The sequence below is a fragment of the Peribacillus sp. FSL K6-5616 genome, from assembly GCF_038008245.1.
Taxonomy (GTDB): domain Bacteria; phylum Bacillota; class Bacilli; order Bacillales; family DSM-1321; genus Peribacillus; species Peribacillus frigoritolerans.
On the sequence record NZ_JBBOYT010000001.1, the window covers coordinates 2,043,545 to 2,056,774 of the forward strand.

A 13,230-nucleotide genomic window follows, 5' to 3' on the forward strand; every position below is an offset into this window, starting at 1 on the left:
TAAAGTAAGGACGGGTGGAAATACATGTTGAAAAATTTCCGATTTGTTATGGTGCTTCTAATCATTTGTGGAATGGCCTATCCGATTTTGATGACAGGAATGGCACAGTTGATGATGCCCGCAAAAGCAGAGGGCAGTTTAATTAAAAATAATTCGGGTGAATTGATCGGTTCGGAAATGATCGGTCAAACTTTTAAAGATCCTGGGTATTTTCATGGCCGTGTATCTTCTATTGAATATAATGCGGCTGGTTCAGGTACGCCGAACTTTGCTTCTTCAAATGAAGAATTCATAAACCGGACAAAAAAAGACATTTCAAAGTTTTTAAAAGAAAACCCTACTATCGATAAGGCAGAGATACCTTCTGACTTAATGACGAATTCGGGTTCAGGTCTTGATCCCAATATTACCCCAAATGGTGCGAAGGTACAGGTTCCTCGTATTGCTCTTAAAAGGGGATTATCCGAAAAAACAGTATATCTTCTAGTGGAAAAACATACGAGCAGCCGATCACTTGGGATTTTTGGTGAACCCCGAATTAATGTTTTGGAGTTGAATATGGCATTGGATGAATTGAAATAACCATGTTCTGGAGAGTTTAGTAGACTTCCTTTTACTAGAATTGGAGGGCCAATATGTCGGAACAATTTCGAAGGAAAACACCAGGCGAAATTCTAGAGTCGATTTCCAATATCAAAAGGGGAAGGCTCAAAATTATACTTGGTGCGGTAAGCGGTTCAGGCAAGACCTACCATATGCTGCTTGAAGGAAATGAATTGAAGGAACGTGGGATTGATGTAGTTGTCGGTGTGGTCAACAAGTCCTGTAGTGGAACACTTAAACAATTAGGCAGTCTTGAACTTATTCCGACTATAGAATGGGAGCAAAATGGACACATAGAACAGGATATTGATTTGGAAAAGATTTATAAACGGAATCCCGAAGTTGTTTTAATTGATCGATTGGCACATAAAAACCATATACATGCAAAAAACGCCACCCGTTTGGATGATGTAAAGGAATTAATTAATAATGAAATCAGTGTTATTACTACCTTGAATATATATGAGTTGAAAGGAGTGAAGAAAGTCGCAGAGCAATTACTGAATGTTTCACTCCACGTAGAGGTTACGCTTCCAGAGGATACATTGACCAAAGCTGATGAAGTACGTTTATTGGACGTCACCCCTGAAGCCATATTAAAACGTCTGCAAAAAGGGGAGATAAGTGAACAAGACGAGTGCCCATTACAGTTTTACAACAATGGTAATCTAGCCACTCTTAGGGAATTGTCACTCAGGTTTTTAGCGGAAGAAGTTGAAGTGGACCTGACTGAACACAGGGAACAAGAAGGGCTAATGGGGCCTTCTGGTGCTACGGAAAGAATATTGGTCTGTGTACAATATCATTGGAATGGCTCCATATTAATAAGAAGAGGAGATCAAATTGCCAAGCGGTTGGGCGGTGAATTTTTAATCGCCAGCTTTATCCCACTAGCAAAAAAATTATCAAAAGAGGAAGAAATCTTTAAAAGCTCCATGCAAAAACTGGTCAATAAATTAAATGGGAGATTTTTTGAGATTATAATGAATGGAGACGAAATAGCTGAAGGAATAGTCGTATTTTCCATGCAGCATCGAATAACACGAATTATCCTGGGTCATTCAAAAAAGTCAGTGTGGGAAGAAGCGGTCAACGGTTCAATAGTCAATAAAATAATGAGAAAGTCCAAGAGCATCGATGTATATATTATGGCAGACCTTGTAAAAGCATTTGGTGAGAGGACCATCCCCGCAATCAAGAAGGATAAAAAGAAGGGAAATCCTTATCGCAGACTCTCCAATGATGAAATGCGCGATAAAGTGGAACGGGTAAAAAAAGGGACATTTAAGATTTTTATCGGAGCTGCTCCTGGTGTTGGTAAAACCTATACAATGCTAAGGGAAGCAAATCAGTTGAAGGAAAACGAAATGGATGTTGTGATTGGTCTATTGGAGGCACACGGTCGAAAAGAGACAATTGCCCAAGTGGGAAACTTGGAAATCCTGCCTAAAAAACGAATTCGATATAAAAACGTATTATTGGAGGAAATGGATCTAGATGCCATTATCAGTCGGAATCCTGAAGTGGTCTTAATTGATGAATTAGCACATACGAACGTACCGGGTAACAAAAATCATAAAAGATATCAAGATGTAATGGACATTTTGGACGCTGGAATTTCGGTTATTTCCACGATGAATATTCAACATATAGAAAGTTTGAAAGATAGCGTAAAGCAAATTACAGGTGTTTCTGTAAGAGAAACAGTACCTGACAGCATTCTCCAATTATCGGATGAACTTGAGCTGATCGATATTTCACCAAATGCGCTTAGAAAAAGGATGGAGGAAGGTAATATATATGCCATGGATAAAGTGGAACAGTCCCTTAGCCATTTTTTCAAGACACAGAACCTTATAGCGTTGAGAGAACTTGTGCTCCGTGAATTGGCGGATGATGTGGATGACAGATTAGAATCAAAGAAACGTAAGGAAGGAGTAAGGGGACCATGGCGAAAAGATGAAGTGATTTTTGTCTGTGTCAATCTTAGAGCGGATTCTGAGCGTTTAATTAGAAGGGGATTCCGCATAGCCTACAGACTTAAAGCGGAGTGGTATGTTATTTTCGTCAAACATCCAAATGAACGGCAAACTGATGAAAAGTTGATACTTGATAAACTGATAAGCCTTACACACCGCTTAGGAGGCACTTTTGAATTATATACAACGAGGGATAGACGATCTGTGTTCAAGGAGATCAAGAAACAATTACAGACCAAAAAAGCAACACAAATCATTTTAGGACAATCAGCAAGAACGAGATGGCAAGAAATTGTCGGTGGATCTATTGTAGCTCGTCTTCTACGAGAAGTCAGACACCTTGATGTTTTGATCGTAGCTGATTAATTCATTTATCAGGCAGCAATTTTTGCGGGAGTATATTTACCTGTAGTCGCGAGGAAAAATATGGTATAATTATTTACAGATATTTCTTAATATTATAAAAGTAAGGGGTTGCCAATGATGATCACTTTTCCAAAACCTGATGTTGAGCAATTTTTACGAACGTTTTCCATTACTGATTTTGCTGTAAGTCCAGATGAAAAACATCTGGTTTTCAGTACCAATTTGAGCGGCAAGTATAATTTATGGGGAATGGATTTGCCAAACTCCTTTCCTTATCCTCTAACATCCATCGATCAAAGCTGCCAAGGGCTTATATATGATAAGAAGAGCCGGTTTATCATTGCTGGTTTCGATCAAGACGGTAATGAAAATACCCAGTTTTACGGAGTTCCTTTGAATGGAGGGACAATGAAGGAAATCGTTAATCATGAAAATACACGTAATTTCATGCCAAAATTATCGAATGACAGTAAAAAGCTCTATTACACGACATCCAGAGGAAATCCTTCCTTTCTGAATTCCTATTGTTTGGATTTAGAATCAGGACAGGAAAGGCTGGTACTGGAGGGGAAAGATGCAGCGACCTATTTATTTGGCTTCAGCCCTGATGAAGAAACCTTACTTTACTATAAACACTTTGCTAATACATATACTCTTCTCTATGCAAAAAAAGGGAACGAAGATATCCTGCTCACTCCGCCGACAGAGAAACAACACACAGTGAATGATGGGGTTTTTGTTTCGGATTCGATGATATATTTATTGACTGATTATGATTCGGACTATACTTATTTGGCTTCATACAACCTTGAAACAAACAAATTCTGTAAAGTTAAAGAATTGGAGAATGAGAGTTTTACTGCCATTACTTATAGTAAAGAGAATCAATTATTATATATAACCAGTCAAAAGGGTGTAGAGGATCAATTATATGAAATCAATCTGCAAAATGAAAATTGGAGAAACATCCCTGTGCCATGCAGTGTCATTAATAAACTTGAAGTTGCTGCATCAGGCACGCTTTACTTATTTGGCATGAGTGCAACCAAGCCTCATAATATCTATAAAAATACAGGTGATGAGTGGGTATCATTAACTAAATATACTGTTCCTGGCGTCGATTCTAATGAATTGGTTGAACCGGACATCATTACATACCCTTCCTTTGATGGCCGGGAGATCGAATCGTTATTTTTTAGGGCAAAAAAGGAAAATGACAATGGTGAAGTCATTTTTTGGCCTCATGGAGGACCTCAAGCTGCAGAACGGAAGTTTTTTAGAGCTTCATTTCAATTTTTCCTGAATAACGGTTACAGTATTTTCGCGCCAAACTTCCGCGGTTCTACTGGTTATGGTTTGGAATTCATGAAAATGGTAGAGGGAGATTGGGGAAATGGACCGCGACTTGATAATGTAGCCGGCCTTGATTGGCTGATAGACCAAGGGCATGCACAAAAAGGCAACATTCTTTTGATGGGCGGAAGCTTCGGAGGCTACATGGCCCTTCTGCTGCACGGGCGACATGCGGATTATTTTAAGGCGGTTGTCGATATCTTCGGCCCATCCAACCTATTCTCATTTATCAATTCTGTACCTGAAGACTGGAAGCCAGTCATGGACCAATGGGTAGGAAACCCGGAAAAAGATAAAGAAAAACTAATCGAGTTTTCGCCTATTACCTATCTAGAATCCATGATAAAGCCAATGCTTGTTATTCAAGGGGCAAATGATCCCCGTGTCGTCAAAGAGGAATCGGATCAAATCGTTCAAGCGTTGAAGGATAAAGGAAGAGATGTCGATTATATGCTTCTAGAAAATGAAGGACATGGATTTTCCAAAAAAGAAAATGAAATTGCCGTCTATCAAAAAATACTCTCCTTCTTAAAGCGATTCACAGCAGTAACAGAGAAGGTATAATACGTTTTTTTATAAGTGAAGAAACCCTGCCGCTCACGTTCAAAGTGATGAAGCAGGGGTTTTTAAGTTTTGGGAGTTAGTAAATAGCTTCCTAATACGGCATATAAATCAGTCATTTAAAATTCAGAATTCCCCGAATAAACGCTAGTCACCTAGTCATAAAGTGCTATATAATATACGAAAAAAGTATTTTTTTGTTAAACGGAGTTGATTCGCAATGCCACGGGAATTATCGTTATACATACTCGTAATTATATTGGCAGGTGCTTTAAGTTTGTTCCTGTGTTTATTTGCACTATTAAAGATCAAGGATGCACCTGGAGCAAAACCCTATATTATCGTGACATTATTGTCTTCCATTTTTACTTTTTCCTATGCTTTAGAACTTTCCAGTACATCTTTGGAACAAATCATATTCTGGTTAAGGGTCGAGTACTTGGCCTTGCCTTTCATTCCAGTCTTCCTTTTGTTGATGTGCATAGAATATATAGGGCATAGAATCAAGAAGGTATGGAAATATGCACTCTTCATCATACCGTTCATCACCATTTTCATGCATTATACAAATGATTCTCATCACTTTTATTACAAATCAATGGGATTGAGAGGCGATAGCCCTTTTCCAATAATTAAACTGGTGGGCGGCCCTTGGTTTTACGTTCACTCCCTGTTTCTTTTTTTATGTGTGATGATAAGTATAATCATATTGCTAAGGCAGTTGAAAAATTCTTCATTCAGATTCAGGATGCAAATATCAATGATGGTGGCAGGTCTGCTTATTCCTATATTAGCAAATTACTATTATATAAATGGATTAAGCTCATATGGTATCGATCTTGGTCCTGTATCCATGAGTATAACGTTTATCTTTCATGGTGCGGCACTATTGACTTTTCAAATGTTCAATGTAGCACCGATCGCCAGGGAAACGGTTTTTGAAAGTATGAAAGAGGGTGTCATCGTTTTAAATCAACAGGGTTTGATTGTTGATTATAACCATGGAATGCGCAAAGTCATACCTTTGTTGGATGAACATACTATAGGTAAATCGATTACAAGTTTGCTAAATGGGAATCAGCATCTTAGGGAAATAATCGACCTTAAGCAAGACAGTGATTTTACATGCAGCATAAATGGTGATATGGTAACATTACCATATTGGTTTTTCACCCGTGTTCAATAAAAGCAACCTGCCTATCGGACAGATCATTACCTTCGCCGACGTAACTGAAAGAGTGCTCATGCTGGAAAAGTTGAAACAACTTGCCAGCTTGGACGGATTAACCCAAATATTGAATAGAACATTTTTCATCAAAAAATCGGAAATTTTATTCGATGCTCTAAGCAGGGAAGGCGGCAGTGTTTCAATCATCATGTTTGATATCGATCATTTTAAAAATGTTAATGATACTTTTGGACATGAAGCAGGGGATGCAGTCATAATGCATGTTGCAAATACTGCAAAAGAATATATTCGGGAAGGAGATCTATTGGGGCGCTATGGTGGTGAAGAATTTATCGTAAGTTTGCCGAATACCGCTTTACCCACTGCATATGAGTTGGCCGATGTTATAAGGGAAAAGGTTTCTGAAAGTATTTCAGAGGTTAATGGAGAGAAGATTTCCGTTACCTGCAGTTTCGGTGTGACTCATGCATCAATTGAAGCTGGAGATCGAGGCCATTCCATCCAAACATTGATGCCACTGGCCGATCAAGCCTTATATGCCGCAAAGAAGAATGGCCGAAATTGTGTACGGATCATAGCCTAAGACTATATTATCATTCCTTTAAACCTTGAACTTGTTCTAGGTTTTTTCATTGTGCTCATAATTGCTATATTCAGTAACCCGTGTATAAAAACAAATTCCGTATCTTTTGAATCTGGAGATTACTTTTTACTAGCTCTGTATACTCTATAACCGAGGTTGTTTCCGTAAGAAAAAATGAGGCGGTAATGTTCGTCCATGACTCGTTCCAAAGATTCATTCAAAGGCTGAAGGGGGCTATTTGGAGCTGAAGAATTCATTAATTCCTCTAAGACGGTACTCGATCTCAAGATTTTTACATCTGAAAATCCGTTTTGTCGGAAGGAATTTAACCATTCGGATTGCATCAATAATTCTCTTAAATGATAAAAGTTCATGATTTCCTTTTTTGAGGCAGAATCAAGGCTGGCTTCCGCTGTCATATCAATGGATAACAAAGTTCCTTTTAGTTTGAGGACCCTGTAAAATTCACTGAGTGATTTTTGTATATCAGTGAATGCAGTCGTTGATTCGGCTATGATCAAATCAAAAGAATTATCGTCAAAAGGCAGTTCTTCTATTGAATGCTCATATAGGTCGATGCTTAAGTTAGCTTGTTGGAATCTTTTTTTTGCATGTTTCACCATTTCAGGGTGATGATCAAGCGCTGATACTCGGCAAAGGAACGTTTTTGCCAAGAAAGCTGAGGTTTGCCCAGTTCCGCATCCGGCATCAAGGATTTTTGACGAATGATCGATTTTTTCATTTTTTAAGAGTTGCTTAGTCAGTTCAAATCCACCAGGGTGTGCCCCTTCGATTCCAATAATGGCTAGTGCGTCTTGGTATGAATGGTTCATGGAATTATCTCCTTTGCAAATGTATAAATGTATTTTATGCTTTGGTTTTAAAGAGTGATTTAACCATTGACAAGGAATATGGGAAAGGCTTTTTCATTAATTCCTTTGACAATCTACCTTCCTCCTATCGACCTGATTTGCAAATTTCACCACTCGAAGAACACTAGTTTTTTAGTTATACTGCCAGAGATTTAATTTAGAACACAAATGAACGTTTTGGGAGAAGGATGAACACGTTTGACTCACTGGGGATGTGACAGGATTTTGTCTCGGTCGATGTACAATCATGCGGTTAATGAATCAATTTTAGATTGATTACGCCCCATATAATTTATATTAATATGTTTGTAGGTTTAAGAATACAAATTATAAGTGAGTTTCTTATACTTTAAATTATGGGGGAGAGCAAATGAACGAGTTTTTGGAGAAAACAGCAAGATTCGAGCATCGGTTTTGGCTGCAAATCTTAGGAGACCATGGCAGGTTCATCCATGAGTCATTAGCTCCGGTCGAAGTGGAATACATTGAAATTGCCTCAGAATTCATTCGAATTTTTGATACTCTCCTTGGTAAAGCCAATTCGGAAGAGATTTCGCAACTTACTGCCACAGCAGAACAAGAGACATTAAGATTTCGGGAGTTTAAGCTATGTCTTATAAAAGAGCATCTGGTAGGTAAAATTAAGATACATCTTTCACCTTCATTCATTAATCATATGGTGAACGAATTAGAAGAATATTTAAGATTATTGAAATATTTCAATGCAAATCAAATGCCACCGGTTTTTCATGAACTTCATCATCATTTGCTTTGGCTGCTAGATGCAGCAGGACATGCAGGTGCAATATCATCCAATATGGATGATATTGAAAAAAGATTAAAAGAGAAAAGTGAGCAATATAAAAAACATTTTAATGATTTTTATTTAAAAGCTGTTGAAATGGCTGGATTTTTACGAACCAATCTGTCAACATTCCCAGCATTGGAAAAAATGAATGCGGACGTCACATTGGAAATTAAATTCTTCCAGCACTTCCTGCTTGAATTGGAGGAGCTTGACCTCAGTGCCCAGGCTCTTGGAACTCTTTCGCCATTAATGGCCGATCATATGTGGCGCGAAGAATGTTATTATTTAACGAAACTCGCTGAATCGACAGACATGGAAAAGCCAAACTGCGATCCAGCGAAACCGAGGCTAGTCGAATAAAAAAGCACCTCATGGAGCCCTTTCTTAAATGGGCTCTTTATATGTGCTTTTTTTGTTGATTACCATTAATGGATGTGATTTATAAAGGAAGTTAATTCCTATCCTTATGTTATACTAGAAGAACTAAAATTAATTATAGATGTATAGGAGTGCTGAAAGATGTTTGGAAATTCTTCCAATTTGACAGATGGCATTTATTTTGGAGAATCGTTACCACAACAAATCGCTAAACACATTTTAAAAAAAATCATTGAAGGTGAAATAGAAGCTGGAGAGAAAATCGTCGAAGAAGACATTTCCAAAGAATTGAACACTAGCCGTGCACCCGTACGGGAAGCCCTTTATCTATTGCAGGTTGACGGTATTGTTGAGAGGATGCCGCGGCGGGGAACGATCGTCAAGCCATTTTCACAAAAGGAAATCATTGAATATAATGATGTTACGATCGGGCTGATCCAGATGGGCATTGATTTTTCCCAAGGGAAGTGGCACGCAGAATATAAACAATCATTACAAAGGCATTTGGAAAGTGCGACAGATGAGTGTGAAAATAGCAATGTAATCGAGTATCAGAAAAGGGCAACACAGATATTTCGCTATATTTTTTCAATCGCTAATAATAAAGCATTATCAAGATTTTTTGAAGAAGCCAGTCATATTCTCATGGTTTTTGCCCAAAGTCAATGGAATACGGAAACGATGGAAAACTTCCATTTCAGATTAAAAATGTCCGTTGAGGCCATTCTAGAAGATGATTTCGTTAAAGCAAAAAATGAAATTCATGAAGCCTTGAGTCGTGGAGTGATGTAGAGTCTTTGACTCTAAAACCAAATTGTCGACAATCGACAAAAGTAATGTTATGATGTAATCGTATTCAAACAAGAATATCATCACCAAGATTAAAGGGAGAAAGGGAGAATATTATGCAAGCATTCGATTTTACAGAAAAAGTAGCAATTGTTACCGGCGGCGGCGGGGGTATCGGCCGGGCAGCGTCTATTACACTTTCAGAAAATGGAGCCAAAGTGGTTGTTGTAGACCTTTCCGAAGAGGCTGGCTTGCTAACGGTAAATAAAATCAAAGAAAACGGCGGCGAAGCGAAATTCGTAAAGGCCGATGTTACAAAGGAAGACGACATTAAAAATTATGTTCAAAAAACGATAGATTCCTATGGCAAAATCGATATTTTCTTGAATAATGCCGGGTGGGAAGGCAAAATAATGCCTCTTATCGATTATCCTACTGAGGTTTTCGATCAATTAATGTCAATAAATGTACGCGGCGTTTTCTTGGGCTTAAAACATGTATTGCCCCATATGATTGAACAAAAAAGCGGGGCAGTCGTGAATACAGCTTCTGGAGCGGGTTTACTGGCAACGCCAAACATGGTGGCGTATGGCGCAAGTAAACATGCGGTTCTTGGAATGACGAAAACAGCTGGTGTCGAAGTTGCTCCACATGGTGTCAGGGTGAATGCGGTCTGCCCAGGTGTCGTCAACACGGCTATGATGCGGTCGATTGAAAGCGGATTTGGCCAAGGTGATTCCGCGGCAGCAGAAACGGCTAGAAAACAGTTGGAAGCAACGACTCCGGATGGCCGGTATGCTGAGCCTCAGGAAATCGCAAATCTAATGATGTATCTAGTATCCGATCTTTCCAGCCACATTACTGGTCAAGAACTTGTAATCGACGGAGGGGCCATTTTAATCTGATAAGCAAAAATCTTTATTAAAGGGGGACCCATACATGAGTTTAAAAGGAAAAGTCATAATAATTACAGGAGCGGGCAGCGGAATTGGTAAGGAAACGGCATATAAATTAGCTGAACAGGGAGCTATTGTCGTAGCGGCTGATTATAATGATGTTGCCGCTAAGGAAACGGCTGAATCTATTCAACAAAAGGGAGGTACGGCATCTTTTGTGAAAGTGGACGTAGCTAAAGCGGAAGAAGTGGAAGCGATGGTCGAATCAGCAATTGCCAATCATGGCACCATCAACGGCATATTCAACAACGCTGGAATTGGGCTAGTAAAACCATTTTTGGAAATGGATCCAGAATCATACCACAGAGTTGTTGATGTTGACCAACACGGCGTATATTATGGCATGTATTATGCAGCAAGGAAGATGGTGGAGCTTGGTGTAACTGGGGCAACGATCGTTAATACTGCTTCTATATATGGGACGATGGTTTCAATTGGCAGCTTTAATTACCATGCCGCAAAAGCTGCAGTCATCGCCATGACTAAATCCGGTGCAATTGAACTTGCGCAATATGGGATTCGTGTCGTCGGCGTTGCACCAGGTTTTATCGAAACGCCGATCATTGGTGAAGATCCAGAGTTCCTGGACAGTTTGGCTCAGCTTCATATGAGGAAAAAATTGATTCAGCCAGAAAAAGTTGCTGAAGTTGTAACGTTCTTGTTCTCTGAAAAAGCGGACGCCATTAATGGACAGGTCATCCCTGTTGATGATGGATTCTTAAGCTTTAAAGGATAATTATAATCAAAGGATTTTCGAGAAAACTTAAAAAGGGAGTTTTGACAAATGAGCGAACGATTCGATGGCAAAGTTGTAATCATTACTGGGGCAGGCTCAGGCTTAGGACAAGCAGCCGCATTGGAATTGGCTAAAGAAGGGGCTAAACTTTCATTAGTTGATTTAAACGATGCATCTTTGGAAGTGACAAAAAAATTAATCTTGGAAATTGCACCAAAAGCGGACGTGCTTCTGGTCACTGCAGATGTATCGGATGAAGAAGCAGTAAAGAACTATGTAGGCAAAACAGTCAGCAAGTATGGCAGAATCGATGCATTCTATAATAATGCGGGTATTGAAGGTAAACAAGCCCCTATGGCTGAATACGATAGCAAAGTTTTCAACAAAGTAACGGACATCAATATCAATGGTGTATTCTATGGTATGAAATACATTCTGCCAATCATGAAAGAACAAGGATCAGGGGCAGTGGTGAACGTGGCTTCCGTAGGTGGAATTCGTGCTGTGCTTAACCAAAGTGCGTACGTTGCGAGTAAGCATGCTGTTGCAGGCTTAACGAAAACAGCTGCCATAGAATATGGTCAATATGGAATCAGCATTAATGCCATTGCACCAGGAGTTATCTTAACGGCAATGGTAGAAGGTTCATTCAGGCAAATAGGCGGGGAAAATTGGGAAGAAGCAATGGCGGATTTCATCAGTGTGAATCCTATGAAACGCTTTGGTAAACCTGAAGAGGTCGGCCGTTTAGTCGCCTTCCTATTATCAGGGGAATCGGAGTTCATCAACGGGGCAGTCATTCCGATTGATGGCGGACAATCTTCACAATACTAAAAGTGTAAAGGGAGTGACAGTATTAGGTCACTCCCTTTTTAATCGTATCCTTTTAGTTAATGACCAAATGAATTCAAACTTTAAAAATCAAAACATATGAAACGAAATAGGAACCATTAGAATAGTAACGGAACTCATAAAAAAAAACGCCATATTAAGGCGCTTAACAAACATTTAAGAAGCCAATCGTTACTTTTCTTTATCATGAAGCTTATCTTCATATTCAGTTTCCAACATACCATACAGACCGTTCATTTCTTGTTCATCCGGATCTGCTCCAAACTCGTTTCTATATTTTTTCTTTTTATCATCAAGGATTTCTTCTTTTTCATTCTTCTTGTCCATACATATCACCTCCAACCAATAGGGTGTCTCATTGTTCGATAAAATATGCATGGTAATCTCATTTGCAAAACATTTAATTGGGTATTCTAAATAGTTATTAGTCTTACTATTTGTTAAGATATAAATATATTAACTTAGAGATATCGGAGAGAGAATGTGAAGAAGAAGAAACGTAAGAAATCAAAGAAAGTTTTTGTCATATTTATCCTGGTTTTTGCATTTTTGCTCATTAAGGAAATCATGAAAACCCCCTATTCCGAAAATGTTTCCACATCAGTAAATACGCTTGATTCTTTCGCGAACGTAAAAAAGTATAGCTCACTTCTTCAAGGGGAGTTGGCTAAATACGGACTTGAGGAGCATACTTCGACATTGATTGCTTTGATGCAGCAGGAAAGCCGAGGACGGGGCGGTGACCCAATGCAGGCATCTGAGTCAGCGGGTCTTGATCCAAATACAATCACAGATCCAACGGAAAGCATTAAGTATGGGGTGAAACATTTTAAGAGGATCAATGAATATGGCAATGAAAAGGGCGTGGATTTTGCCACGATCATTCAAGCATATAACATGGGAATTGGTTATATTGATTTCGTGGCGAATGAAGGGGGCAAGCATAATGAAGAGCTTGCGAAGAAGTTCTCCATGCTTCAGGTCGAAAAGAACCCCAAGCTCTATGATTGCGGCGGGGACAAGGATAATTTTCGGTACCCATATTGTTACGGTGACTACTCATACAGTGCAAAGGTATCTAAGAACATTGAGGAGCTTGGCGACAGTATATCGGCTCAAGCTGATGGTGAGTGAGGGGAACAAAAAGCCTACTGAATGAAGTAGGCTTTTTTTCATGGTAATGCTACCTCTTTTGCGGAGTTCAA

General features: G+C 39.1%; 13 protein-coding genes. 11 read left to right on the forward strand and 2 right to left on the reverse strand.

What is annotated here, in order from left to right; all coding sequences use genetic code 11:
• The first annotated feature begins 24 nt into the window (after positions 1-24).
• From kdpC to MHB45_RS09875, 5 genes are all read left to right on the forward strand, one after another.
• A complete protein-coding gene (gene kdpC / locus MHB45_RS09855) occupies positions 25-582 on the forward strand; it encodes a potassium-transporting ATPase subunit KdpC (RefSeq protein WP_063593520.1) in 558 nt (185 codons plus the stop codon).
• Between the two features lie 53 nt (positions 583-635).
• Complete coding sequence (locus MHB45_RS09860) at positions 636-2,948, forward strand: histidine kinase (protein ID WP_072272972.1); 2,313 nt, start codon at positions 636-638, stop codon at positions 2,946-2,948.
• Positions 2,949-3,065: 117 nt separating this feature from the next.
• Positions 3,066-4,865 (forward strand): S9 family peptidase, encoded by a 1,800-nt coding sequence (locus MHB45_RS09865; protein ID WP_072272973.1) that lies wholly within the window; start codon positions 3,066-3,068, stop codon positions 4,863-4,865.
• 217 nt (positions 4,866-5,082) lie between these two features.
• Positions 5,083-6,048: a histidine kinase N-terminal 7TM domain-containing protein gene (locus tag MHB45_RS09870; protein WP_340907808.1), complete on the forward strand. Its 966-nt coding sequence runs from the start codon at positions 5,083-5,085 to the stop codon at positions 6,046-6,048.
• Positions 6,038-6,634 carry a GGDEF domain-containing protein gene (locus MHB45_RS09875; protein ID WP_340907809.1) on the forward strand — a complete coding sequence of 199 codons (597 nt, stop codon included), beginning with the start codon at positions 6,038-6,040 and terminating at the stop codon, positions 6,632-6,634. Before MHB45_RS09870 ends, MHB45_RS09875 begins: the two co-directional genes overlap by 11 nt.
• A gap of 119 nt (positions 6,635-6,753) precedes the next feature.
• On the opposite strand, the gene MHB45_RS09880 is transcribed toward MHB45_RS09875, so the two are convergent.
• Entirely contained in the window at positions 6,754-7,467 is a 714-nt protein-coding gene (locus tag MHB45_RS09880) for a class I SAM-dependent methyltransferase (RefSeq protein WP_048686405.1), read from the reverse strand.
• Positions 7,468-7,876: 409 nt separating this feature from the next.
• On the opposite strand from MHB45_RS09880, the gene MHB45_RS09885 reads away from it, so the two are divergent.
• The 5 genes from MHB45_RS09885 to MHB45_RS09905 all read left to right on the forward strand — a co-directional run bounded on the left by MHB45_RS09885 (position 7,877) and on the right by MHB45_RS09905 (position 12,007).
• Complete coding sequence (locus tag MHB45_RS09885) at positions 7,877-8,674, forward strand: DUF2935 domain-containing protein (RefSeq protein ID WP_072272975.1); 798 nt, start codon at positions 7,877-7,879, stop codon at positions 8,672-8,674.
• A gap of 159 nt (positions 8,675-8,833) precedes the next feature.
• On the forward strand, positions 8,834-9,484 hold the full coding sequence (locus MHB45_RS09890) for a GntR family transcriptional regulator (protein WP_072272976.1): 651 nt from the start codon (positions 8,834-8,836) through the stop codon (positions 9,482-9,484).
• A 113-nt stretch (positions 9,485-9,597) separates the two neighbouring features.
• Positions 9,598-10,386 (forward strand): SDR family NAD(P)-dependent oxidoreductase, encoded by a 789-nt coding sequence (locus tag MHB45_RS09895; RefSeq protein WP_048686399.1) that lies wholly within the window; start codon positions 9,598-9,600, stop codon positions 10,384-10,386.
• 34 nt (positions 10,387-10,420) lie between these two features.
• A complete protein-coding gene (locus MHB45_RS09900) occupies positions 10,421-11,173 on the forward strand; it encodes an SDR family NAD(P)-dependent oxidoreductase (RefSeq protein ID WP_072272977.1) in 753 nt (250 codons plus the stop codon).
• Positions 11,174-11,221: 48 nt separating this feature from the next.
• Positions 11,222-12,007, forward strand: a complete 786-nt coding sequence (locus tag MHB45_RS09905; protein ID WP_072272978.1) for a glucose 1-dehydrogenase — start codon at positions 11,222-11,224, stop codon at positions 12,005-12,007.
• A gap of 189 nt (positions 12,008-12,196) precedes the next feature.
• Here MHB45_RS09905 and MHB45_RS09910 read toward each other — a convergent pair whose 3' ends face one another.
• The gene (locus MHB45_RS09910) at positions 12,197-12,352 is read right to left on the reverse strand and encodes a DUF4021 domain-containing protein (protein WP_082609346.1); all 156 of its coding nucleotides are present in this window, start codon (positions 12,350-12,352) and stop codon (positions 12,197-12,199) included.
• Positions 12,353-12,508: 156 nt separating this feature from the next.
• Here MHB45_RS09910 and MHB45_RS09915 point away from each other — a divergent pair, with 156 nt between their 5' ends.
• Positions 12,509-13,159, forward strand: a complete 651-nt coding sequence (locus tag MHB45_RS09915; RefSeq protein ID WP_072272979.1) for a lysozyme family protein — start codon at positions 12,509-12,511, stop codon at positions 13,157-13,159.
• Positions 13,160-13,230: the final 71 nt, after the last annotated feature.